Origin of the sequence: Roseovarius litorisediminis (assembly GCF_900172295.1) — a bacterium.
In the GTDB taxonomy this organism is placed as follows: domain Bacteria; phylum Pseudomonadota; class Alphaproteobacteria; order Rhodobacterales; family Rhodobacteraceae; genus Roseovarius; species Roseovarius litorisediminis.
The window spans coordinates 131,544-153,623 of the sequence record NZ_FWFL01000008.1 but is presented as its reverse complement, the minus strand read 5'-3'; the positions used below and the strand labels follow the sequence as shown (position 1 = coordinate 153,623).

The 22,080-nt window shown below is 55.4% G+C and carries 22 protein-coding genes and 1 tRNA gene; 13 read left to right on the top strand and 10 right to left on the bottom strand.

The annotated features are described in order from the left end of the window. Positions 1 to 15 precede the first annotated feature (15 nt). The 3 genes from PEL8287_RS15395 to PEL8287_RS15385 form a co-directional block, all read right to left on the bottom strand. Positions 16 to 870, bottom strand: a complete 855-nt coding sequence (locus PEL8287_RS15395; RefSeq protein WP_085893315.1) for an SDR family oxidoreductase — start codon at positions 868 to 870, stop codon at positions 16 to 18. A gap of 70 nt (positions 871 to 940) precedes the next feature. Continuing rightward, positions 941 to 1,927: a sterol desaturase family protein gene (locus PEL8287_RS15390; protein ID WP_085893314.1), complete on the bottom strand. Its 987-nt coding sequence runs from the start codon at positions 1,925 to 1,927 to the stop codon at positions 941 to 943. A 33-nt stretch (positions 1,928 to 1,960) separates the two neighbouring features. Continuing rightward, positions 1,961 to 2,716, bottom strand: coding sequence for a class II aldolase and adducin N-terminal domain-containing protein (locus PEL8287_RS15385; protein WP_085893353.1), 756 nt, complete (start codon positions 2,714 to 2,716; stop codon positions 1,961 to 1,963). A 105-nt stretch (positions 2,717 to 2,821) separates the two neighbouring features. Between PEL8287_RS15385 and PEL8287_RS15380 the strand changes: the two genes are divergently transcribed. Next, entirely contained in the window at positions 2,822 to 3,724 is a 903-nt protein-coding gene (locus PEL8287_RS15380) for a LysR family transcriptional regulator (RefSeq protein WP_306372189.1), read from the top strand. A gap of 87 nt (positions 3,725 to 3,811) precedes the next feature. On the opposite strand, the gene PEL8287_RS15375 is transcribed toward PEL8287_RS15380, so the two are convergent. Then, positions 3,812 to 4,231: a VOC family protein gene (locus PEL8287_RS15375; protein WP_085893351.1), complete on the bottom strand. Its 420-nt coding sequence runs from the start codon at positions 4,229 to 4,231 to the stop codon at positions 3,812 to 3,814. 96 nt (positions 4,232 to 4,327) lie between these two features. Here PEL8287_RS15375 and PEL8287_RS15370 point away from each other — a divergent pair, with 96 nt between their 5' ends. From PEL8287_RS15370 to PEL8287_RS15350, 3 genes are all read left to right on the top strand, one after another. Continuing rightward, the gene (locus tag PEL8287_RS15370) at positions 4,328 to 5,812 is read left to right on the top strand and encodes an AMP nucleosidase (protein ID WP_085893313.1); all 1,485 of its coding nucleotides are present in this window, start codon (positions 4,328 to 4,330) and stop codon (positions 5,810 to 5,812) included. 131 nt (positions 5,813 to 5,943) lie between these two features. After that, positions 5,944 to 6,231 (top strand): HU family DNA-binding protein, encoded by a 288-nt coding sequence (locus PEL8287_RS15365; protein ID WP_085893312.1) that lies wholly within the window; start codon positions 5,944 to 5,946, stop codon positions 6,229 to 6,231. Positions 6,232 to 6,690: 459 nt separating this feature from the next. Beyond that, positions 6,691 to 7,566: a DMT family transporter gene (locus PEL8287_RS15350; RefSeq protein ID WP_085893309.1), complete on the top strand. Its 876-nt coding sequence runs from the start codon at positions 6,691 to 6,693 to the stop codon at positions 7,564 to 7,566. Between the two features lie 152 nt (positions 7,567 to 7,718). On the opposite strand, the gene PEL8287_RS15345 is transcribed toward PEL8287_RS15350, so the two are convergent. The 3 genes from PEL8287_RS15345 to PEL8287_RS15335 form a co-directional block, all read right to left on the bottom strand. Then, positions 7,719 to 8,834, bottom strand: a complete 1,116-nt coding sequence (locus PEL8287_RS15345) for a site-specific DNA-methyltransferase (RefSeq protein ID WP_085893308.1) — start codon at positions 8,832 to 8,834, stop codon at positions 7,719 to 7,721. A gap of 102 nt (positions 8,835 to 8,936) precedes the next feature. After that, positions 8,937 to 9,557 carry a ribonuclease HII gene (rnhB, locus tag PEL8287_RS15340; protein WP_085893307.1) on the bottom strand — a complete coding sequence of 207 codons (621 nt, stop codon included), beginning with the start codon at positions 9,555 to 9,557 and terminating at the stop codon, positions 8,937 to 8,939. A gap of 85 nt (positions 9,558 to 9,642) precedes the next feature. After that, positions 9,643 to 10,149, bottom strand: a complete 507-nt coding sequence (locus PEL8287_RS15335) for a hypothetical protein (RefSeq protein WP_085893306.1) — start codon at positions 10,147 to 10,149, stop codon at positions 9,643 to 9,645. 199 nt (positions 10,150 to 10,348) lie between these two features. On the opposite strand from PEL8287_RS15335, the gene PEL8287_RS15330 reads away from it, so the two are divergent. Continuing rightward, positions 10,349 to 10,588 (top strand): hypothetical protein, encoded by a 240-nt coding sequence (locus PEL8287_RS15330; protein WP_085893305.1) that lies wholly within the window; start codon positions 10,349 to 10,351, stop codon positions 10,586 to 10,588. A gap of 24 nt (positions 10,589 to 10,612) precedes the next feature. After that, a complete protein-coding gene (locus tag PEL8287_RS15325) occupies positions 10,613 to 11,317 on the top strand; it encodes a winged helix-turn-helix domain-containing protein (protein ID WP_085893350.1) in 705 nt (234 codons plus the stop codon). Positions 11,318 to 11,475: 158 nt separating this feature from the next. Here the strand turns inward: PEL8287_RS15325 and PEL8287_RS15320 are convergent. Beyond that, positions 11,476 to 11,552 (bottom strand) — tRNA-Arg (locus PEL8287_RS15320). A gap of 140 nt (positions 11,553 to 11,692) precedes the next feature. Between PEL8287_RS15320 and PEL8287_RS15315 the strand changes: the two genes are divergently transcribed. Further along, positions 11,693 to 12,718 (top strand): LacI family DNA-binding transcriptional regulator, encoded by a 1,026-nt coding sequence (locus tag PEL8287_RS15315; protein ID WP_085893349.1) that lies wholly within the window; start codon positions 11,693 to 11,695, stop codon positions 12,716 to 12,718. Here the strand turns inward: PEL8287_RS15315 and PEL8287_RS15310 are convergent. Beyond that, complete coding sequence (locus PEL8287_RS15310) at positions 12,687 to 13,586, bottom strand: LysR substrate-binding domain-containing protein (RefSeq protein WP_085893304.1); 900 nt, start codon at positions 13,584 to 13,586, stop codon at positions 12,687 to 12,689. The genes PEL8287_RS15315 and PEL8287_RS15310 overlap by 32 nt on opposite strands. 122 nt (positions 13,587 to 13,708) lie before the next feature. Between PEL8287_RS15310 and PEL8287_RS15305 the strand changes: the two genes are divergently transcribed. From PEL8287_RS15305 to rpsO, 3 genes are all read left to right on the top strand, one after another. Beyond that, positions 13,709 to 14,680, top strand: a complete 972-nt coding sequence (locus PEL8287_RS15305) for an NAD(P)-dependent oxidoreductase (RefSeq protein WP_085893303.1) — start codon at positions 13,709 to 13,711, stop codon at positions 14,678 to 14,680. Positions 14,681 to 14,838: 158 nt separating this feature from the next. Continuing rightward, positions 14,839 to 15,897, top strand: coding sequence for a calcium-binding protein (locus PEL8287_RS15300; RefSeq protein WP_085893302.1), 1,059 nt, complete (start codon positions 14,839 to 14,841; stop codon positions 15,895 to 15,897). A gap of 148 nt (positions 15,898 to 16,045) precedes the next feature. Beyond that, positions 16,046 to 16,315 (top strand): 30S ribosomal protein S15, encoded by a 270-nt coding sequence (rpsO, locus tag PEL8287_RS15295; RefSeq protein ID WP_085893301.1) that lies wholly within the window; start codon positions 16,046 to 16,048, stop codon positions 16,313 to 16,315. A 72-nt stretch (positions 16,316 to 16,387) separates the two neighbouring features. On the opposite strand, the gene PEL8287_RS15290 is transcribed toward rpsO, so the two are convergent. After that, on the bottom strand, positions 16,388 to 16,789 hold the full coding sequence (locus PEL8287_RS15290) for a nuclear transport factor 2 family protein (RefSeq protein ID WP_085893300.1): 402 nt from the start codon (positions 16,787 to 16,789) through the stop codon (positions 16,388 to 16,390). 165 nt (positions 16,790 to 16,954) lie between these two features. Between PEL8287_RS15290 and PEL8287_RS15285 the strand changes: the two genes are divergently transcribed. The 3 genes from PEL8287_RS15285 to PEL8287_RS15275 all read left to right on the top strand — a co-directional run bounded on the left by PEL8287_RS15285 (position 16,955) and on the right by PEL8287_RS15275 (position 21,933). Beyond that, positions 16,955 to 18,391, top strand: coding sequence for a LuxR C-terminal-related transcriptional regulator (locus tag PEL8287_RS15285; RefSeq protein WP_235862317.1), 1,437 nt, complete (start codon positions 16,955 to 16,957; stop codon positions 18,389 to 18,391). A gap of 189 nt (positions 18,392 to 18,580) precedes the next feature. Next, positions 18,581 to 20,722, top strand: a complete 2,142-nt coding sequence (pnp, locus tag PEL8287_RS15280; protein ID WP_085893298.1) for a polyribonucleotide nucleotidyltransferase — start codon at positions 18,581 to 18,583, stop codon at positions 20,720 to 20,722. A 179-nt stretch (positions 20,723 to 20,901) separates the two neighbouring features. Continuing rightward, entirely contained in the window at positions 20,902 to 21,933 is a 1,032-nt protein-coding gene (locus tag PEL8287_RS15275; protein WP_085893297.1) for an SGNH/GDSL hydrolase family protein, read from the top strand. Positions 21,934 to 22,080 lie beyond the last annotated feature (147 nt).

The following is a 22,080-nucleotide window of genomic DNA, read 5'->3' as shown; positions in this document are numbered from 1 at the left end:
CAAAGCGTGCAAATCTCAGTCATCGTTGGCCAATAGCGCCTGCAAGCCCGCGCGATAATCGGGATAGATCAGAGTTACACCGAGTTCATCCTTGATCCGCGCATTGCTGACCCGTTTAGACTCGGCATAGAAACTGCGCGCCATCGGGGTCATCTCTGCGTCCTCAAAGGATATTTCGGGCGGTATTGGCAGGCCCAGCAACTCTGCGGCATAGCCAATCACATCCTGCGGCGGGGCAGGGTCATTATCACACAGGTTATAGGCCTGCCCTGGATTCGGTCGTCTGATCGACGCCTCAAGCACCTGCGCGATATCTTCAACGTGAATCCTGCTAAAAACCTGATTTTCTTTTATAATCCGTCGCGCCGTGCCCTGCCGCACCTTTTCAAACGGCCCGCGACCGGGGCCGTAAATGCCGGCCAGCCGAAAAATATGCAGGGGAAGTGAAGCTATTGATTTCCATTGATTTTCTGCATCCACCCGCATCTGTCCGCGCCGGGTTGAGGGTGCCAGTGGCGTATCTTCATTGACCCACCCCCCCTGATGGTCGCCATAAACCCCGGTCGTCGAAAGGTACCCAGCCCATTCCAGATTTGGTGCTATAGATTTGATTTCACTAGAGTATTTGTTCAAGATTGGATCGCCTTCGGCATCCGGCCCCGCAGAAATCAGCAGATGTGTTGCAGTATCAAAGGCCTTGCCCAAATCCCCGTCGGGCCAAATCACCGGGATAACGCCCTCATCCTCCAAAGCACTGGATTTGCCGGGGTTTCTGGTTGTGCCATAGATCGTCCAGCCCTGAAGCACCAACCGTTTCGCCAGTGCCCGCGCCGAATACCCGTGCCCGAATGAAAGAAGTGTTTTGCTCATGGCCCCTTAATGTAATGGCCGTGACGATTTGACAAGGGCAGCTTCAACAGATTGAAAACAAGTCAGAAAATCAGGAATACATCCGCTTTTTCCGCGCGCGCGTTTCGGAGGTTCCTTCGTCTGATCCATCATGGAACGTCCCGAACCAACGGTCCCAGGGCATCTCTTGATTGCCGTAATTACACTCGTAATACCTGTGATGCAGCTGGTGATAAAACGTCCCCAAGGCCAGCCTGCGTTTGTCGCGGATCAGCAGATCTTCGTATCCCGTATGGGTCATCGCCGCCCCCGGCCCCTGATAAAGAACGTGAAAAATCAAATGGATGGGATGACTGGCCACAACCCAATGAATGCACAGGGTGGTCAGATAGATCAGATGCTCGACCGGATGCATCGAAAAGCCTGACCATGGCCCGATATTGACATTGCGATGATGCAGCGAGTGCACGTGCTTATAAAGAACCGGCACATGCAGCAACCGGTGCACCCAATAGAAGTGAAACGCACTCCAGATCGGGATCAGCACCAATGCCAGAACGAACCATACCGGGTTCGAGCTAAAGCTGATAACCGGTGCAAAACCGTTCGCCATCAACCACATGGTCACCACCTGAAACGCCGTCAGCTGTGCCACACCCGACCCCAGCGACCAGAAAACGTTATCATGCACCTGGTTCGAAAAATTCCATAAACGGTTGCCTTTGGCCTGATCGCGTTTGTCGAACTTCAGGGTTTTGCCCTGGCCCCTGCGCATATAAAAATACCAGTGTAGCCCGCCTGCGATGACAACCATTAGCCCCATGTTCACGGCCCAGGTCTGGAATATCCACCCGAAAGCAAAGGTTTGCGCGGCCTCAAGCGACGGGTACAACAGCCACCAACTCAGCACTGCCAGAATGACCAGCATCACGCGCTCGCTCAGTGTCAGCCAGTTGCGGACAAACCAACGGGCGACAAAGCCCGGGTTAGGTGGCCACTTGAAAATCGACGGATCTGCGAGCGGCAGGTCGGGGTGATAGTTCCACTCGCGCGATTGGTTGCCTGTGTTGTCAGACATTTTTTAGCTCCAAGATCAAGGCATTGAACTGAACTAGCTTGCGTAGTTCGAGCCTTCCTCGTCCAGAATTGCCTTGAGTTCCGACAAATGCTTCTCGGCTTGGCCAGGGTAATTTTCAATATCAACTGCCGTCTGCTCGGCAATCTCATCTGACAACAGCCGCAGGGGCTGCCCTGTCCAAAGCGCCTTGATATAGGTCTCGCAGGCGCGTTCAAAATAATACATCCGGTTAAAGGTTTCAGCCACCGTCTGTCCGATCACCATGATGCCGTGATTACCCATCACCAACACGGTTTGTTTCGGATCTTGCAGGTTGGAACAGCACCGTTCGGCCTCTTCTTCAAACGCTAACCCGCCGAAATGGTCATCCACAGCGACACGGTTAAAAAAGGTCGCTGTATTCTGATCGATCGGCGGCAGGGTGCTATCCGCCAGTGACGCCAACACAGTGGCATAGATTGAGTGCACATGCAGCGCGCAGCGGGCATGCGGGCACATCCGGTGCAGCGCCCCGTGCAGACCCCAAGCCGTGGGGTCAGGCGCGTTGGGCCCTTCCAGCGTTTCAGGGTCATTGGCATCCAGCAGCAACAGGTCGCTGGCCTTGATCCGGCTGAAATGCATCTGATTGGGGTTCATCAGGAACTGCGTGCCGTCGTCATTCACCGCAAGTGAAAAATGGTTTGCCACGGCTTCGTGCAGGTTCAGCCGTTCGGTCCAGCGAAAGGCGGCAGCCAGATCGACGCGCGCTGGCCAATGGTCAAGGTTGGGGCGAAGTTCGGTAACGGACATGGTTAAGTGCTCCTTGAAAGGTTGGCTGAAATCGTGCCTCTGAACGCGCCACTTTACCAACGAAAAAAACGCAGGCATGCTATAAGTCTGACTAATGGATGGATTATGCCAGTGCGCCAAACCCTGCCTCCGCTGAATTGGCTACGTGCGTTCGAGGCCTCCGCGCGCCATCTGTCTTTTACCGCCGCGGCGGGCGAATTGAACATGACCCAAAGCGCCGTCAGCCAGCAAATCAAAGCCCTTGAAGGGCACATGGGCCGAGCCCTGTTCCATCGCCGCCCCCGCGCCCTGGAACTGACCGAAACCGGGTCAAGCTATCTTCCTATCGTGAGGGATGCCTTTCGCACCCTGTCGCGTGGCACTCTGGCCGTGACCGGCGGGCGCGAAACCGTGGTGCAGGTGCATACCAACATGAGCTTTGGCACCTTCTGGCTGGCCCCACGATTGGGCCGGTTTTACGCCCGTCACCCCGACGTACGCTTGAACATTATCGCCGAACTGTGGGAACAGGCCGAGGGTATCGCACCCGGCGCAGATGTGGAAATCCGCTATTCCGTGCGCCCCTCCGAAGGGGTTGCAGCACAAAAGCTGGTGCAGGATTTCTCTTATCCCGTAGCCGCGCCTGGCTGGTCAGGCACGTTGCAGGACATACCCAACACAACACTGTTTGACTGCGCCAACCTTATGGCCACATGGGCGGCTTGGGGTGAAGAACAGGGGCTGGACTGGTCCGAGTTAAAAGTGACCTATGCCACCACCTATGCCATTGCCCTGTCGGCCGCTGTGTCCGGCGCAGGGCTGTGCATGGCGCATGACACCATCGCCGGGCACCTGATTGAAACCGGGCGGTTAGTGCGGCTTTTCGATCACCGGGCAAAGATGCAGGAGGCCTATTATTTGATCACCGCACCACACATGGCCGACATCCCCGGCGCACAGGCTTTTGTAAGTTGGCTGACCGATGAGATGGCGCAGGATCAAAGAGATCGCAATGCCGAACCTACATAACACGGACAAAGTTGCCGTTGAATGCTAGACCATGCCGGACCGCAGGTGGCCTTGATTCCGGGCTATGGGGCCAAGTCTGAAAAGGCTTCAAAGCGGCCGTGAGGCCACCCAAGCATACCCGTTGTCGCACAGTATGTATGTCTCGCGCAGGCCGTGGGGTTTGTCTGTGGGGGCTTGCAGGATATGTGCACCATGCGCTGTGGCTCGTTTGGCGGCCTCGTCGGGATCGGTTTGATACAGTCGGAATTCGGCACCTGCCCCGCGTGCACCGGCCTCGGGCAGCAGCCCTAAAAGCGGATTGGTTGAATAGGTGGGATCGGCATGCAGCTGCATCACCTGACCATGATAGGTCATGATCGCGAAATCGCGGGTCACCCGGTGGCCCTGCATGTCAAACACCGCTTCAAGAAACGCAACCTCGGCCGGGACATCGCGCACCAGAATATTCAATCCGACCCCTGTCAGGGAGGCCCCGAAATCCTCGGGACTGACGGTTTCATAGTCCATGCCGACCTCCTGTATCATCAAGCCGACAGGTAGCTTGAACACCCCCTCTGCCCGTGTCAACCTGTGGCACGTGAACAGAACCCCCAGAGGAATGACATGACGTTGATCGACCAGACCACCGGGGTGAAAACGCCCAAGGTTCCCGGAGCTGAAAACTTTACACAGGCTGGGGCCGCGGTGGACCGGTTGATCGAGCTTTATGACACAGCATCAAAGTTTCTCTGTGCCGAGTTTGCCGGGGTCATGCAGGGCACTGTTCCGCTTCAGCGTATCCGTGCTTTTTATCCTGAAATCCGCATCACCACGACAAGCTTTGCCAAGATCGACAGTCGGCTCAGTTTTGGCCATGTGCCCGAACCGGGCACGCATGCCACAACAGTCACCCGGCCTGACCTGTTTCGAAAATATCTGGAGCAGCAGATTGATTTGCTGCTGTGCAATCATGGTGTACCGGTCTGCATTCGCGTGTCGGACACGCCTATGCCAGTACATTTTGCGGTGGCCAATGATACCTCGATTTCCGTTCCGCAAGAAGGCGCTGCCGATTTTATCCTCCGGGACGTGTTCGACGTGCCGGACCTCAGCACCACCAATGATGAAATCGTCAACGGAACCAACAAACCCGCCACCGACGGTGCGGAGCCGCTGGCGCCTTTTACCGCGCAACGTGTAGATTATTCACTGGCGCGCCTGTCGCATTACACAGACACGGACCCCAAACATTTTCAGAACCACGTTCTGTTCACCAACTACCAGTTCTATGTCTCCGAGTTTGAGGGCTATGCCCGCAAGATGCTGGCCGATCCCGAGAGCGGCTATACCGCTTTTGTCAGCACCGGAAACACCGTAATCACCACGCCAGATGGTCATCTGGAAACGCCCGACAAGCTGCCGCAGATGCCATCCTATCATCTGAAGCGGTCCGATGGGTCTGGCATTACGCTGGTCAACATCGGGGTTGGGCCGTCGAATGCCAAAACCGCGACCGACCATATCGCCGTGCTGCGCCCTCATGCCTGGATCATGGTTGGCCATTGCGCGGGTCTGCGCAATTCTCAGTCGCTTGGAGACTTTGTTCTGGCCCATGCCTACCTGCGCGAAGACCGCGTGCTTGATGCCGATCTGCCGGCCTGGGTTCCCATCCCGGCGTTGGCTGAAATCCAGATCGCGCTTGAACAGGCAGTGGCGGCCGAGACCAAACTGGAAGGGTATGACCTGAAACGCATCATGCGAACAGGAACCGTGGCCAGCCTGGACAACCGGAACTGGGAATTGCGTGATCAGTCCGGCCCGGTACAGCGCCTCAGCCAAAGCCGCGCCATCGCTCTGGATATGGAAAGTGCCACAATTGCCGCCAACGGGTTCAGGTTTCGGGTTCCCTATGGCACGCTTTTATGTGTCAGCGACAAGCCCCTGCATGGCGAATTGAAACTACCAGGAATGGCCAGCGATTTCTATAATAAGCAGGTTTCGCGCCATCTTATGATCGGGATTCGCGCCATGGAAACCCTCAGCAAAATGCCGCTGGAACGTATCCATAGCCGAAAGTTACGCAGTTTTAGTGAAACGGCCTTCCTCTGACCTGGCGTAAATCGGCACAAAATGCACGAATTTCCCTTGCTTTTGCCCACTATTCATTGTGTTTGTTCGCTACATACAGTTAAATCACGCGCATGAGGCCCATATACAGGGCAGTTGAAGGAGACTATAAAATGGCAAAACCAATGACCAAAACACAACTTGTTGCCGCCCTGGCCGAAGAAATGGGCAGCGATAAGAAATCTGCAGGCAATGCACTGGATTCAGTAATCGCAATTATCACCCGCGAAGTTTCGGGTGGCGGTGCGGTAACCCTGCCGGGCGTTGGCAAAATTTATTGCCGCGAACGCCCCGAGCGTATGGTGCGCAACCCTGCCACCGGCGAGCAGATCAAGAAAGAAGCAGACAAGGTCGTCAAGATGACCATCGCCAAAGCGCTCAAAGACAGCGTCAACGGCTAAGCCTGCATCTTGCTGAGTTTTGGAAAAGGGTCGCCCGATGGGGCGGCCTTTTTCTGTTTGGTCAGTATTAACCGTTTCGTAAAACGCACAAAGTATCCGTATTTCGCCCGAAATTTCGACGTATCCCTGATAAAGAAAGCAACCGCGGCTTTCTGGTTCGAAGCGCGTTGCGTGGTCCGGGCGGCGGCAGAGCAAGAGGTAAAATACTGATCCAGAGCAATCTGGATGCGGGCCCCTGCAAAAACCTATGGACTGGCGGCGGGGACATCATCCCGCCTCGCCCCTTCCAGAACAGTATCGTGTGCAACGCCAAAGGCTGTTCTGAAATCACGATGCTTACGCAGCGCCTGATCAAAAATCGGCCTGACCCGCCTTCTGAATTGTGAAACCAGCCTACCTTTTCTTTCCCCTTTCCCTGTGGCAAGGCTGTCGCGAGCAGCATCAGAGGCAACTGGCAGCATGGACATTCGTGCAATCATCATGGGGCTGGCCTTTGCGGTCATGTGGTCCAGCGCTTTCACGTCGGCCCGCATCATCGTGGCTGCCGCGCCGCCCCTGACCGCCCTTTGCCTGCGTTTTCTGATCTCGGGCCTGCTGGGCGTTCTGATTGCCAGAATGCTGGGCCAAACCTGGAAACTCACACGTAATCAATGGCGCGCGACAATCGTTTTCGGCATCTGCCAGAACGCTCTGTACCTCGGCCTGAATTTCGTTGCGATGCAATCGATCGAGGCGTCCCTGGCGGCCATTATCGCGTCGACCATGCCCTTGCTGGTGGGGTTGGCAGGTTGGTTGATCTTTGGGGAACGCATCGGGTTCCTGGGAATTCTGGGCCTTCTTGCAGGGGTTGTGGGCGTTGCAATCATCATGGGATCACGCCTTGAAGGTGGCGTTGACATGTATGGGCTCACACTCTGCGTTCTTGGGGTGATCGCGCTTACCTTTGCAACGCTGCTGGTGCGAGGTGCCACTTCGGGCGGCAATTTCCTGATGGTTGTCGGGCTGCAAATGCTGGTGGGCAGTGCAGTGTTGGGGGCCGTGGCCGTGACTACAGAAACCATCGAAATCAACTGGAGCTGGCAGCTGATCGCCGCGTTTGCCTATACCACCCTTGTCCCTGGGCTTGCAGCCACGCTGGTTTGGTTCCTACTGGTCAACAGAATTGGTGCGGTCAGGGCCGCAACCTTCCACTTTCTCAACCCGTTTCTGGGGGTGGCGATCGCCGCGCTGATCCTCAGCGAGCAGCTGGGCACGCGTGACATCATCGGCGTGGCGGTTATCGCTGCGGGCATTCTGGCGGTTCAGCTGTCAAAGCAGCGGCGCCTGACAAACTAAAGCGTCACGCCGTTAGTCCGAAATAGCAAAAAAGGCGAGGCGCTTTGGGCTATGTGTTCTGCCGGTAAAAAAACCCCGCCATGAAGGCGGGGCATAGGTGTAGTGCCTTACGTCAGGCCGCAGGCACCGGCGGTATTTTATTGGATGACAGATCAGTTCGGCCGATCGGCCATTTCGGCGCGGATTTGCTGCCTTAACAGATCAATCGGCACCGTCTTGCCGTCGCGTTTGAAGCACCAGTAGGTCCAGCCATTGCAGCTTGGCGCACCTTCCAGATGGGCCCCGACCTGATGGATGCTGCCCTTGATCGCGTCGCCAATCAGCGTGCCATCGGCGCGCACCTTTGCCTTGTGTCGCTTGTTCATCGAGTACAGCTCTTCGCCGGGGCGTAGCATGCCACGCTCAACCAGTTGGCCAAAAGGCACACGTGGCTCGGCTCGTTTGCTGACCGATACCTGCAGCGCTTCGCGGTCCAGCTTGCGGGTGTTTGCCAGCCGTTTCTCGGCCACCTTGCGATAAGCCTCTTCGCGTTCGATGCCGATGTAATCGCGGCCCAGCATCTTGGCGACAGCACCCGTCGTGCCCGTGCCAAAGAACGGGTCCAGCACCACATCGCCCGGATTGGTCGATCCCACCAGCACCCGGTGCAGCAGGCTTTGGGGTTTTTGCGTCGGGTGGGCCTTGTCACCCTCCTCGTTTTTCAGGCGCTCATGCCCGGTGCACAGCGGCAGCACCCAGTCGCTGCGCATCTGCACGCCTTCATTCAGCGATTTAAGTGCCTCATAGTTGAAGGTGTATTTGCCGCCTTCTTCCTTGCTGGCCCAGATCATCGTTTCATGCGCATTGGTAAACCGTTTGCCGCGAAAATTCGGCATTGGGTTCGATTTGCGCCAGATCACATCATTCAGGATCCAGAAGCCTTCGTTCTGCAACGCCGCTCCTACCCGAAAGATGTTGTGATAAGAGCCGATCACCCAAATAGCCCCATCGGGTTTGAGCAATCGGCGCGCCGCCTTGAGCCAGTCTTGGGTGAATCTGTCATAGGCGGCGAATGAGGAAAATTGATCCCAGGCGTCGTCAACCGCGTCCACCTGGCTATTGTCGGGGCGATGCAGGTCGCCTTTCAATTGAAGATTATAGGGCGGATCTGCAAAAATAAGGTCAATCGACGCTTCGGGCAGACTGTTCATCACCTCGAGGCAATCGCCACTGAGAATCGTATTAAGAGGAAGCGCAGATGCGCCCTTTGTTTTGGTCATAGTCTTCATTTCTGCCTCTGGTCCCGGCGCGTTACTGCGCTCTGGTTGTTGAGGTCAAAGATGAGTCAAAGCTGATTCGCCGTCAATTTCTTTTTTGAATCAAATGCTTAGTTATTTTTCTTGATACAAGATGTTGTGGACTGGCTTGAATGAACGTCTATGGTGTGGGGTCACCCCAAGATTTTGCAACGCCTCTCTGTGGCTTTTTGACGGGTATCCGGCATTAGTTTCCCATCCGTAGCCGGGAAACTGTTGCGCCAAAGCCCACATGATCCGGTCGCGCGTGATTTTTGCCACAATCGAAGCTGCCGAAATCGACAACGATGCAGCATCCCCCTTGATGATCGCACGCGCCGGTACGCTCAGGCCCTTCGGGATCATGTTGCCGTCAATCAGCGCCAGATCGGGCCTTTGGCGCAGCCCGGCCACGGCGCGTTCCATTGCCAGATGCGAGGCGCGCAGAATATTCAGCGCGTCGATTTCCTCAACCGATGCATGGGCAATCGACACATCGGCACGGGCCATCAGCAGGTCATGCAATGCCTCTCGCCGCTTTGGCGACAGCTTTTTGGAATCGTTCAGCCCCTGAGGGATGTCGGCAGGATCCAGAATGACGGCTGCCGCCGTCACCGGCCCGGCCAACGGCCCGCGCCCCACTTCGTCCACCCCGGCCACGCAGCGCGCGCCTTGGGCAAAGGCAGTCTCTTCGTAGGAAAAATCAGGTCCGGTCATGCCGCCAGAAAACACAGATGGCCCCGCAATGCAAAAAGGAAGGGTATCTACCCCTCCCTTTATCTGCTCAAACAGGTTCCGGCCTTTAGCGGCGACCGGGAAAAGTTTGCATTCCGTTACGGCTCAGACAACGCTGACTGTAAAAGGTTTGCCCGTTGCTACCCTGCCGCAAACACTTGGCTGGCAAGGCGCGGCGCTCGGCCCGGCGCTGGCCGTTGTGCCCAAAGACCTGACCGTTCCGACGGCCATTGTTCTGGCCCCAGACATCATGGTGGTGTCCCTTTCTATGACGCTGGTCACGGTGATGTTTTTTATGGTGATGGTCATGGTCGTTGTAGCGATGCGCTTTTCGGCTCCGGTCGTACCGGTACTGCTCGTGCGAGTAGTAATTATTGTTGCGTGCAGCGGCATCTCTGTCCCGCCTGCGTTTATCTTTTTTGTTGTCGGCAATGGCCGCCCCGATAATGGCCAGGGCCGCAACGCCGGCGATGATCTTTGTCGTGTCGTTAATTTCGGCGCGTGCGGGGGCTGCTGTCAGTCCGGTCACGGCCACCGAAGCCGCCACTACAATGCTGATGAACTTGCGATACATGGTCAGGTTTCCTTTCAGGTATCTTGGCAGAGTCTCCATGGTGCCAGACCTTGCATGGCCGGGCTTGATGACCTGAGAATGGGGTCTGCCTGCTCAGACAGACAATAACGGCCCGATGTTATCAGATAGCAGGAAATATCAGGGTCATTTCCTGTCACAGGTTATTGAATAGCTGTGTGGTTCTGCGCATCTTGTCCGCATGAAACACATCGTATGCACATTCACTCTCATATTTGGCGTCGCCGCCGCAGCTACTACGGCCCAAGCGGGCTGTACGGCTGAGTATAAAGCCAAGCGCGACAATCCTCTGGAACTTTTCTACGATGTCGCCACGATAGACGGCCCCTGCACGGTGGCCAATGCCACTGCTCAGTTGAAGGCGCAGTTGGCAGGCCGGGGCCTGAAATTGCTAAAGGTTATGTCAGTGCGCGAACAATAGAAACTTTTTGAAAAGGGGATGCCCTTGCGGGGATTAACCAGCACGGCCGCAGACGCACGCCGCTCGGGTAACCGGGTGGTACATCTTGGTATTATTGCCATTGTTCTGATCCTGACGCTTGCAGCGATTTTCCTGTTTCTCAGCCTGCCGGATGCCAACGCCTTTAATGCGCGGGTTGAACGGATATTTGTCGAAAACGATGCGCTGACTGCCAAGGGTGATATCAAGCTTCTGGAAATCCTGGCGCTGTCGGGCACAGCGTTTGCTGAAACGCTGACCAGCTACCGCATGGTTATATTTGTGCTGCTGGTTTTTGCCACGGCCCTTTTGGTGGCGGCGCTGGTCTTTCTGGTCATGCTGATCACCCTGAACCGCCGCATCGCCCAGATTGAACGCTCGGGTATTCAGGTCAGTTCCCTTCTGATCAGTCGCGAAGAGAAAACCGTCTACCTCAACAACATGGGTTTCAAACTGACCGATGCTGCAATGGAGACGCTATCAGTTCTGGCCGAGGCACGCATGGATGACGATGTGATGTCCGGCGCCGAGATCGAGGCGGTCATCTCGGGCCGCAGTGCCATAGATTGCGAAGAGGCCGCCGGCGCTACCCGCATCAAACGCCTGCGCGATACACTGGGCAACCAACTGGTCAGTGAATTGCTGGTCAAGAACATCGCAAGGCGTGGCTACATGTTGGCTATCGACAAGGACGTCATCAAGGTGATCTGAGTAGGAGCCCACCCACCTCCCTCTTCGACTGGCCTGCGGCCAGCCTGTGACCAAAGGCAGGCGCGGCTGACGCCGCGCTGGACAGTCTGCGGCGCCTGGTACTTACGAAATCCGCGTACAAGCGTAACAGACCTTACATAGGTCAGCTTTAGATGGATTGGTGACCCCGGCAGGATTCGAACCTGCAACCTGCCCCTTAGGAGGGGGCTGCTCTATCCAGTTGAGCCACGGGGCCACGCGGCCTTCCATACCCGGACAAAAACTGTTTGTCATCGCCCGATTTGACGGTTTTTCATCGCTCTGGTTCGGTCTAGGCGCTTGATCCCGCTTTACTGTTCGCGGTAACACTTGGGAAACCCTTTCAGGACGATGCCCTTGACACGCCATGACAAACGCCCCCTGACGCTTCGTGATGTATCTGAGGCATCCGGCGTTTCCGAAATGACCGTCAGCCGTGTCTTGCGCAGCAAAGGGGATGTGTCGGATGCCACCCGCAAACGGGTTCTTGAGGCCGCCAAGCAGCTTGGCTATGTTCCCAACAAGATTGCTGGTGCCCTGGCCAGCCAGCGGGTTAACCTTGTGGCGGTGATCATTCCGTCAATGTCCAACCTGGTTTTCCCCGAGGTGATGACCGGTATTACTCAGGTTCTGGAAGAAACGGGGCTTCAGCCGGTTGTGGGCTTGACCGGATATTTGCCTGAAAAAGAAGAGAAAGTTCTATATGAGATGCTCTCGTGGCGTCCATCTGGCGTTATTATTGCTGGACTCGAGCATTCCGACGCCAGCCGCGCCATGCTGCGGGCGTCCGGCATCCCGGTGGTCGAGATCATGGATGTGGACGGTACGCCGGTCGACTCGGTTGTGGGTATTTCGCATCGTCGCGCGGGACAGAAGATGGCGCAGGCGATCCTCAAGGCCGGGTACGAACATATAGGTTTTCTGGGTACCAAAATGCCACTGGATCACCGCGCCCGTAAACGCTTTGAAGGTTTTACCGAAGCGTTGGCCAAAGCTGGTGTGGAAATCGCCGATCAGGAGTTTTATTCAGGCGGATCAGCGCTTGCCAAGGGCCGCGAGATGACTGCGGCCATGCTCAAACGTACGCCAGAACTGGATTTCCTTTATTACTCAAACGACATGATAGGGGCCGGCGGGTTGTTGTACCTGTTGGAGCAGGGCGTCGAAATCCCCGGGCAAATCGGACTGGCCGGGTTTAATGGCGTGGATCTGTTGCAGGGCCTGCCACGGCAACTGGCCACAATGGACGCCTGCCGTCTTGAGATTGGCAGGAAAGCCGCTGAAATCATTGCTACCCGTGCCGAGGGAAACGACGACGGTGACCCTGTCCGCATCGCATTGGAACCGAAAATCAGTTACGGGGATACGCTTCGCCGTCGCTGAACCGTTTACGCAGCCAATCGGTAAAAGCTGAAATCTCAGGCCTGGGCGGCCCATGGTCGGCTTTTTCAACCAGGTAATGTGACTGCCCGAACGGCACTGGCTGCCCCACCTTTGCGATGGGTCTTCCTGCCGCGATTGCCGCATCCGCATAGCGTGTCATTATCGCAGCAATGCCATTTCCGGCGGCAACCATTTCAAGCGCGGCAATCGTGGTGTCGACGCACACCTCGAACTGCTGCGGAGGGGCAATCCCATGCTGATCGAAATAGCGGCTCCAGGTGTCTTCCAGCCCCAGAATGTGAATAAGCGACTGATCCGGCAGGTCGGCAGGCCCGGTGATTGCCTTGGCCCGATCTGCGCTGCACACCGGTGTGATACTTTCCTCTGACAGTTTCTCCACCTTCAGCCCGGGCCAATTGCCGTGTCCACTACGAATATCGACATCTACATCGTCATCAGCAATCGAGTCGGCCCAGATAGTTGATACCAGCCGCACTGCCACTCCGGGGTGCAATGCCTGAAATACGCCCAGTTGCGGTGCCAGCCACAAAACAGCGGTTGAAATTGGTACCCGTACGGTGATCGCCCGGGTCATTTCCGGACCGAACAGGCCCAATGTTGAAAGACTGAGATCCTCCAGCGCCTTGCGTACGGGAGGCAGATAGGCGTTACCCAGCTCGGTCAGTTTCAGGTTGCGGGGCCGTCGTACAAACAGATCGCAGCCCAGTTTTGTTTCGAGCGCCTTGATATGAAGGCTGACCGCAGTCTGCGTCAGGCCCAGCTCGTGCCCCGCCGCGGTAAAGTTCAACAGCCTTGCCGCAGCCTCGAATGTGCGTAGCCAGCTAAGGTTCGGTACTTGGGTGCCCATTTTTTTCCATAAATATTTTATGGCAATAGCCCATTAAATACTCATTTTTCTTTTCCAAAACAATCACCAAAACTATCCCTCAAGCAACACCCCCAAAGGGGAAACAACATGGGAGAACGGCAATGAAGATCGGATTCATCGGACTTGGGAACGTGGGCGGTAAACTTGCAGGTTCAATCCTGCGCAACGGGTTTGACCTGACAGTCCGCGACCTCAACGAAGACCTTGTTCAGGGGTTTGTGGCGCGTGGGGCAAAGCGTGCCGATAGCCCAAAAGAACTTGCCGAAATCTGTGATGTGGTCATTACCTGCCTGCCGTCGCCGGCTGCCTGTTCAGCAGTGATGGAGGCTGAAGATGGGATTCTGGCTGGCATCAGTAAAGGTAAGATCTGGGCCGAGATGTCGACCACGGATGAATCCGAGGTCAAACGTATCGCCGATCTGGTTCGTGCCAAAGGGGCCTCGCCCATCGAATGCCCGGTCTCGGGCGGTTGTCACCGGGCGGCCACCGGAAATATCTCGATCTTTGCAGGCTGTGATCGCGAAACCTTTGACCGTATGCTGCCCATGCTGACAACCCTTGGCCGGCGCGTGCTGCACACAGGCGATATCGGCAGCGCGTCAGTGCTGAAGGTCATGACCAACTATCTGGCGACCGCCAATCTTTTGACGCTTTGCGAAGCGCTTGTAACCATGAAGGCTGCGGGCATGGATCTGGCCACCACTTACGAGGCGATCACGATATCATCCGGTACGTCTTTTGTGGCTGAAACCGAAGGGCAGGTCATCTTGAATGGAAGTCGCGACATTTCGTTTACGATGGATCTTGTACTTAAGGATATCGGACTTTTCCACAAACTGGCGGAACAGCATGATGTTCCTTTGGAAATCAGCCCGCTGATGATCGATATCTTCAAAGATGGGCAAAAACGCTATGGTGAACGCGCCCAATCCGACGACATTATTCGCCGTTTGGAGGATGCGACGGGCCTGTCGATCCTTGCCGACGGTTTCCCTGCGGAAATGCTGGATGTTGAACCGGAAGAACCGGGGTACGAAGTTATACCCCGGGGGGCGCGGCACGCGGCCGAGTAAGCACAGGCGAAAATAGCGCCAGCATCAAGACAGGCTGTGACAGAGACCGCCCGCCTCTTGGGCGGTCTTATCTTTGTGTAAACCTTCTACAAGTATTTGGTTTGACCTGAAGGGGGCAGCCATGGCTGACTCTGCCCGGGTATTTTTGGATAGTTGTTATGTTTCTGCTAGCGGGTCTTTTAGGGGTGATGGCAGTCGGCGCATCTGCCTTCATCGGGCTGGATATGATGCCCGGAGACGATGACGATCAGGAAGAAAATCAAGATACTGCCACTAAAGGCGCTGGCGTTCATACTATGCCGGTTACTGATCTTCTGAACGATGCCTCTGAAGATCCGGGTGAAAGCGATGAAACCCCACATGAAACAGCCGGTTCCGACGACAACCCCGTTATGGGGCAGATTTCCAGTGGCGGTGCCGGGAACGATCTTATCGAAGGGACTTCAGGCATCGACATGCTGAACGGATATGCCGGTGACGACACGGTTTTGGGGTCCGAGGGCGATGATCATATCTATGGCGATGTCGGAAATGACGTGCTGGACGGCGATGCGGGTGATGACAATCTGCATGGTGGCGATGGCAACGACACTCTGATCGGGGGTGACGGTGCTGATACTCTGTATGGCCACAACGATGACGATAGCCTCTCAGGGGGAACGGGCGACGACAGCCTTGTTGGGAGCGCAGGCAATGATCTGCTTCTGGGCGGCGACGGCGATGATGCCCTGCATGGCGATCTGGGCGACGACACGCTTCATGGCGGGCAGGGGTCTGACACGCTTTTCGGCGGGTGGGGCAATGACGTTATCGACGGAAGGTCAGACGAACCGTCAGATTCGGTGACCAGCGACACCGACACCCACGATTTTCTTAACGGTGGTGGCGGTGACGATTTTATCATTGCGGGTCAGGGTGATGTCGTCACCGGTGGCCGCGGTTCGGACACAATAGCCCTGTCCGATTGGCTGGACCAGCCTCATCAGGCTGAAATCTTGGATTTCAACGTGGATGAGGATGGCTTGATGGTGATTTATGATCATGAAACGGATCCCGACCCCGAGGTTTCTTTGGAGAGGGACGAAATCGATGAAAGCCGTCAGCATCTGCTCTTGAACGGTGTTCGTATTGCCACGATCGCCAATGCGCAGAACCTGGGGCTTGAACACATCACCCTGATGACAGAAAATGATCTGAAAGCGTCAACGTTAACCTGACGCATTTGGCGATTTCTTCTTTTCTTCCGCTCGGATTTCCCCTATACGCGCTCATCTCCCGGGCTTTCGTCTGGGGGCATATCTCCACGGACCCTGCTGGACGACATCCCGGCTTGCGCCCTGAACCCTTAAATATAAGGAGACCCCGATGTCGATCACGACTGAAGAAAAAGACCGCGTCATGAAGGAATTCGCAACCAAAGAAGGCGACACCGGCTCGCCTGAAGTACAGGTTGCCATTCTCACCTCGCGCATCACAACGCTGACCGAGCATTTCAAAACCCATAAAAAAGACAACCATGGTCGTCGTGGACTTTTGAAAATGGTTGCTCAGCGCCGTAAGCTTCTGGACTACCTCAAAGGCAAGGAAGAGCAACGTTACCTCGACCTTATCAAGCGCCTCGGTATCCGCCGCTGAAGATTTCGATCCACAAGGATCAGGAAACGCCCGCTCTTATCCGAGCGGGCGTTTTTCGTTTCTGGCTGGAATTCAGAATGCAGCTTTCCACTGCTCGGTATCGATAAACCAACGCTCTTCCAGCACTTTTGCATCCTTCAGCCTGAACAATACCGCCAGCTGACTGCCGCCCGGCACCTTGTCGCTTTTCCACTCGATAATCGAGACAACTTCGCCCAACTCACCAATGTGACGGATCGAGGTGATTTCGAACCCCACCGGTAATGCGGTCCCAAGATTGTTCAGTGCGTTCCGAAAAGAAGCCTTGCCTTCCAGCACGTCATCCTGACCCGGCATTACAAAGATCATATCTTCGCAGTAATCCGAAATCAGTGTGTCCCAATCCCCACGTGCCACGGCATCCCATCCGCGCGCAACGATTTCAGCATCGCTTATGTTTTCTTTTTGAACGGTTTCAGCCTTTGTCAGGGTCATATCACACCTCCATTTTTTTGTGTGCTGCCAGCCTAGGAGGGTCGTGCTTTTAAAGATACCATCCGCATGCTGTATTTTACCTACAGTAGATGTAGTATTTGGCTTAAAGCACTTGCACGGTTGCCGGGAAACGTCGGCAAAACCAGATCGAAACTGGGGAAAGATTTGAATAAATCCGCATCAGGAAAAACCAAGCTCAGCGATAGGGAACGCGAGATCGCAGAGGCCTATGCGGACGGTGCAAGCTATCATCAAATTGCTGAAAGGCTTTGCATTGCCCCTTCCACCGTACGGACACATCTGTCGACAGTTTTTCGAAAACTAAATGTCTCATCAAAACTAGATCTGCACAAGCTTCTGGAAAATGCTCAGCGCAACAGCGACGACTATCATCAGATCCAAACGGCTTTACCGGAGAAGCCCTCAATTGCGGTCCTGGCATTCGAAAACATGTCGGGCGACCCCGAGCAGGAGTACTTTTCTGATGGAATATCCGAAGATATCATTACGGCATTGTCTCGGTCGCCGTGGCTTTTCATTATCGCTCGCAATACGACCTTCACCTATAAAGGTGAAAAGTTGGATGTACGTCATATCGCTGAAGAGTTGGGCGTCAAATATGTGCTCGAAGGAAGCGTGCGGCGTGCAGGTAACCGGATACGTGTCACAGCACAATTGATAGACGGCACGACGGGTGGGCACATCTGGTCAGAGCGTTACGACGGGCAGCTTGAGGATGTTTTCGACCTGCAGGATGAAATCACCAGAAGCGTTGTGGCCTCAATCCAGACCCGGGTGCACCTGACCGCAAGCGGCCCGGTTGAACGCAGCTCCCGTCCCGATCTGACGGTCTGGGAGCTTACCATGCGGGCATGGCACCTTTTGTATGATTTTACCCCGGAAAGCTTTGCTACGGCCACCACTCTGTTGCAGCGTGCGCTGGAGCATGATCCTGAAAGCGCCGAAGCAACTTTGGTCATGTCTCTCATTCACCATCACAGCGCATTGATGGGTTATGCAGAGGATTTCACAGAAACGATGACGCTTGCCCATGAACTGGGCCGTCGCGCGACGCGACTGGATGATCGCAATGAATATGCCCATTGGGCATATGGCATCAGTGGTTGGGGCATTCATAAGCACGAGGCTTCAATTGCGGCATTGGAGCGCGCGGTCGAACTGAACCCCAACTGTTCTTTGGCCTATGGCAGCCTTGGTACCGCCCTTGCGTTGGTAGGTCGCCTGGATGAAGCGATTGCAAATCAGGAAATCGCAATCCGATCCAATCCGCGCGATCCCAGTATCTTTTTCCGGTTCAGCGGAATTGCCTTTGCAAAATACCTTGGCGGCGATTTCGATGCGGCGGTGGAATGGTCGACCCGGGCAATTCACCGCATGCCGCAATGGTATTTTGCGCATCTGATTCATGCTGCCAGCCATGTACGTGCAGACAGAATTGCCGAGGCGAGGGCTGCGGTTGAAAGCTGTTACGAGGTTTTGCCCGGCACAAGAGTCGCCGATGCTAATCGCGTCCCTCTAAGGGATTTAGCAGAAATGCAACGATTCCGCGACTGTCTGCGTCAGGCAGGTTTAAAAGACTGACGATCATCTGAAACGTCGGCAACTCATTACTTTCCAAATGCTGCAAACTCCTGTATGGCCCCGTCCATCTGAGACGTGATGCCTTTGACCCCGGGCGCATGAATAAGATTGGGGTCGGCGGCAATGGGGCCGCCATTGAAACGGAAGACCCGGGATGGGCCTGGGAGTGCTTCCTTACAGGATATGAAAATGTTCAACGTAACAACTAAATCGATCGAGTGGGGCGAAGAGACCCTCACACTGGAAACGGGCAAGGTTGCCCGTCAGGCAGATGGCTCTGTCATCGCCACCCTTGGTGAAACCAGCGTAATGGCGAACGTGACTTTCGCCAAAGCCCCCAAGCCGGGCATGGATTTCTTCCCGCTGACTGTTCACTATCAGGAAAAATACTATGCTGCTGGCAAAGTGCCTGGCGGCTTTTTTAAACGCGAGGCACGTCCGTCTGAAAAGGAAACACTGACCGCGCGCCTGATTGACCGTCCGATCCGCCCGCTGTTTGTGCCTGGTTTCAAGAACGAAACACTGGTCATGTGCACAGTACTCAGCCACGATTTGGTGAATGATCCCGACATGGTAGCAATGATTGCCGCCTCGGCCGCGCTGACCATTTCGGGCGCGCCGTTCATGGGTCCGATTGCAGGCTGCCGCGTTGGTTTTGAGGATGGTGAATATATCCTGAATCCTACCGTCGACGACATGCATGATCTGCGCAACAATCCCGATCAACGTCTTGATCTGGTTGTCGCCGGCACCAAAGACGCCGTGATGATGGTTGAATCCGAAGCGTACGAGCTGTCCGAAGAAGAGATGCTGGGCGCGGTCAACTTCGCGCACGAGCAAATCCAGCCCGTTATCGACCTGATCATCGATCTGGCCGAGGCTACCGCCAAAGAACCGTTCGACTTCCAGCCGCCGGAATATGGCGATCTTTATGATGCGGTGAAAAAAGCCGGTGAAAAACAAATGCGCGCTGCATTTGCCATCACGGATAAGCAAGAGCGCACTACTGCGGTGTCAGCCGCACGTGATGCAATCAAAGAAGCGTTGACCGAAGAGCAGTTGGAAGATGCCAACCTTGGCTCGGCGATGAAAAAGCTTGAAGCCAGCATTCTGCGCGGCGACGTGGTGAAAACCGGCAAACGTATTGATGGCCGTGCGCTTGATACCGTACGTCCGATCGTTTCTGAAACCGGCCTGCTGCCGCGGACCCATGGCTCGGCCCTGTTCACCCGTGGGGAAACCCAGGGGCTGGTCGTGACGACTCTGGGCACCGGCGACGATGAACAATTCATCGACGCGCTTTACGGCAATTTCAAATCCAACTTCCTGCTGCATTACAACTTCCCTCCTTATTCGGTGGGTGAAGCAGGGCGCGTTGGCCCTCCGGGTCGTCGCGAAATCGGCCACGGTAAACTGGCATGGCGTGCGTTGCAGGCGGTTCTGCCGGCGGCAACCGACTTCCCGTATACCATTCGCGTCGTCAGCGAGATCACTGAATCCAACGGCTCATCTTCGATGGCGTCGGTTTGTGGTGGCTCCTTGTCGATGATGGACGCAGGTGTGCCCCTCAAGGCGCCGGTTGCCGGTGTCGCCATGGGTCTTATTCTGGAAGACGATGGCAAGTATGCTGTCCTGACCGACATTCTGGGCGACGAGGATCATCTCGGCGACATGGATTTCAAGGTGGCAGGGACCGAAAAAGGCATCACCTCACTACAGATGGACATCAAGGTTGCGGGCATCACGCCCGAGATCATGAAAACCGCCCTGGCCCAGGCCAAGGAAGGCCGTCTGCATATCCTGGGTGAGATGGCCAAGGCCCTGACCGAAGCCAGCGAGTTCAGCGTTCACGCTCCTCGTATCGAGACCATGCAGATCCCCACCGACAAGATTCGCGAAGTGATCGGGTCTGGTGGTAAGGTCATCCGCGAAATCGTTGAAGTGTCGGGCGCCAAGGTCGACATCAATGACGAAGGTATCATCAAGATCGCCTCGCCCAACGGCGATTCGATCAAGAAAGCCTATGACATGATCTATTCGATCGTGGCCGAGCCGGAAGAAGGTCAGATCTATGACGGCAAGGTTGTCAAGATTGTCGACTTCGGTGCTTTCGTGAACTTCTTTGGTAAACGCGATGGTCTGGTGCATGTGTCCCAGATCGAAAACCGCCGCCTGAACCATCCATCGGATGTGCTTAAGGAAGGTCAGGACGTAAAGGTCAAACTGCTTGGGTTTGACGATCGCGGAAAGGTACGCCTGTCGATGAAAGTTGTCGATCAGGAGACCGGTGAAGAAATCGCTCCCGAGGCAAAAGAAAAAGACAACGCATAAGCGCCTCGTCTGATCAAGTGACTGGGCCCCGGTGGAAACGCCGGGGCCTTTTCATCTTCTGTTGACCCTACGTCAGTCAAAAAGCGACGTTGGGTAATCCTTTCCTGGTGCAAAAAGTTACCGCAACAAATGAATCAATCAATTCAAAGTTGCAAAACTAAAAGCTCATGGGAGGAAATATGAAGAATATTGTCATCGCCGCAGTCTTATTTTTAGGTGCTGCGGGTGCCGCACCGGCCGCTACAATTGCAGATGCCTACAGCAGTTTCTACGCATTCGGCGACAGTCTGAGTGACGATGGAAAATTCGGCACCCTTGATCCACCCAGCCTTGACGGAAGGTTTTCGAACGGTCCGGTCTGGGTTGAACATATTGCCCAGTTGTTCAAATCTGCCGGACGTGACACCGGCAATCTTGCTTTGGGCGGTGCAACTGCAGGCAATGTAAATTTAAATCCGGCCGGGCCATTGTCTACATTCGGAGGTCAGATCGCGACCTTCGCAGGCTCGCTCGCGGCGGGGGTCGGTTTGCCCACCAAAATTCTGCCGACTGTCGAGTTTTCTCTCAATCCGCCGTCGCCGGGCGCGAACCCTCTGGTTTCCATACTTTTTGGGCCTAATGATATCTTTCAGGGCTTCAACCCCGTTGCCGCGGCCAATTCCGTTGCAAACGGTATTCGGGCCATTGCTTCCATCGGGGCAAACTTCGATGATTTTCTTGTCATGAGTCTGCCTGACATAGGCGCGACACCGGCCTTTGCTGGTGCGGGTTCGGCCGGGGCGACTGCTGCCAGTAACGCGTTCAATGCCCAGTTGGCACTGAATGTTGCTGGTTTGCGATCTGAAGGGCTCAACATCATCGAGTTCGATACTGAATCGGTGTTTCAGGAAATCCTGGCCGACATCAATAGCGGTACGTTTAAATTTGGTATCTTTGATGCAAGAACACCTTGTACCGCCAGTATCGGCGCGCCTCTTGATCCAACTTTCAGCAATCCGGGCAGTTGTCTTGATCTGGGCATTAATCCCAACACGTTGCTGTTTGTGGATGGGGTGCACCCCAACGGGGTTGTACATGGTCTGGTAGCTGATCGCGCGATTGCCGCAGTCGAAAACCACCTGGCCGCCGTACCGCTACCAGCGACGCTGCCAATGTTGATTCTGGCCGTTGGTGGTATCGGTTTTATCGCGCGCCGCCGTCAGACGGCCTGATCAAACCTGCTTTCCAAAATGAAAGGCCCTGGTGGAAACGCCGGGGCCTTTCGCATGTGGCCGATTCGTGACGTAACGTCATAGGGTTTTGGCCCCAAAAGGTAAGGTTTTCCTTACGGGACTTCTTCGAGTTTTTTCCCCATGAAC

Coding starts and splice junctions, on each gene's coding strand:
- PEL8287_RS15300 (WP_085893302.1), top strand. CDS start 14,839: ATGTTTCTGCTAGCGGGTCTTTTAGGGGTGATGGCAGTCGGCGCATCT.
- PEL8287_RS15380 (WP_306372189.1), top strand. CDS start 2,822: ATGCCAGTGCGCCAAACCCTGCCTCCGCTGAATTGGCTACGTGCGTTC.
- rnhB (WP_085893307.1), bottom strand. CDS start 9,557: ATGACCGGACCTGATTTTTCCTACGAAGAGACTGCCTTTGCCCAAGGC.
- PEL8287_RS15305 (WP_085893303.1), top strand. CDS start 13,709: ATGAAGATCGGATTCATCGGACTTGGGAACGTGGGCGGTAAACTTGCA.
- PEL8287_RS15275 (WP_085893297.1), top strand. CDS start 20,902: ATGAAGAATATTGTCATCGCCGCAGTCTTATTTTTAGGTGCTGCGGGT.
- rpsO (WP_085893301.1), top strand. CDS start 16,046: ATGTCGATCACGACTGAAGAAAAAGACCGCGTCATGAAGGAATTCGCA.
- PEL8287_RS15390 (WP_085893314.1), bottom strand. CDS start 1,927: ATGTCTGACAACACAGGCAACCAATCGCGCGAGTGGAACTATCACCCC.
- PEL8287_RS15375 (WP_085893351.1), bottom strand. CDS start 4,231: ATGGACTATGAAACCGTCAGTCCCGAGGATTTCGGGGCCTCCCTGACA.
- PEL8287_RS15365 (WP_085893312.1), top strand. CDS start 5,944: ATGGCAAAACCAATGACCAAAACACAACTTGTTGCCGCCCTGGCCGAA.
- PEL8287_RS15330 (WP_085893305.1), top strand. CDS start 10,349: ATGAAACACATCGTATGCACATTCACTCTCATATTTGGCGTCGCCGCC.
- PEL8287_RS15385 (WP_085893353.1), bottom strand. CDS start 2,716: ATGTCCGTTACCGAACTTCGCCCCAACCTTGACCATTGGCCAGCGCGC.
- PEL8287_RS15345 (WP_085893308.1), bottom strand. CDS start 8,834: ATGAAGACTATGACCAAAACAAAGGGCGCATCTGCGCTTCCTCTTAAT.
- pnp (WP_085893298.1), top strand. CDS start 18,581: ATGTTCAACGTAACAACTAAATCGATCGAGTGGGGCGAAGAGACCCTC.
- PEL8287_RS15395 (WP_085893315.1), bottom strand. CDS start 870: ATGAGCAAAACACTTCTTTCATTCGGGCACGGGTATTCGGCGCGGGCA.
- PEL8287_RS15310 (WP_085893304.1), bottom strand. CDS start 13,586: ATGGGCACCCAAGTACCGAACCTTAGCTGGCTACGCACATTCGAGGCT.
- PEL8287_RS15290 (WP_085893300.1), bottom strand. CDS start 16,789: ATGACCCTGACAAAGGCTGAAACCGTTCAAAAAGAAAACATAAGCGAT.
- PEL8287_RS15370 (WP_085893313.1), top strand. CDS start 4,328: ATGACGTTGATCGACCAGACCACCGGGGTGAAAACGCCCAAGGTTCCC.
- PEL8287_RS15335 (WP_085893306.1), bottom strand. CDS start 10,149: ATGTATCGCAAGTTCATCAGCATTGTAGTGGCGGCTTCGGTGGCCGTG.
- PEL8287_RS15350 (WP_085893309.1), top strand. CDS start 6,691: ATGGACATTCGTGCAATCATCATGGGGCTGGCCTTTGCGGTCATGTGG.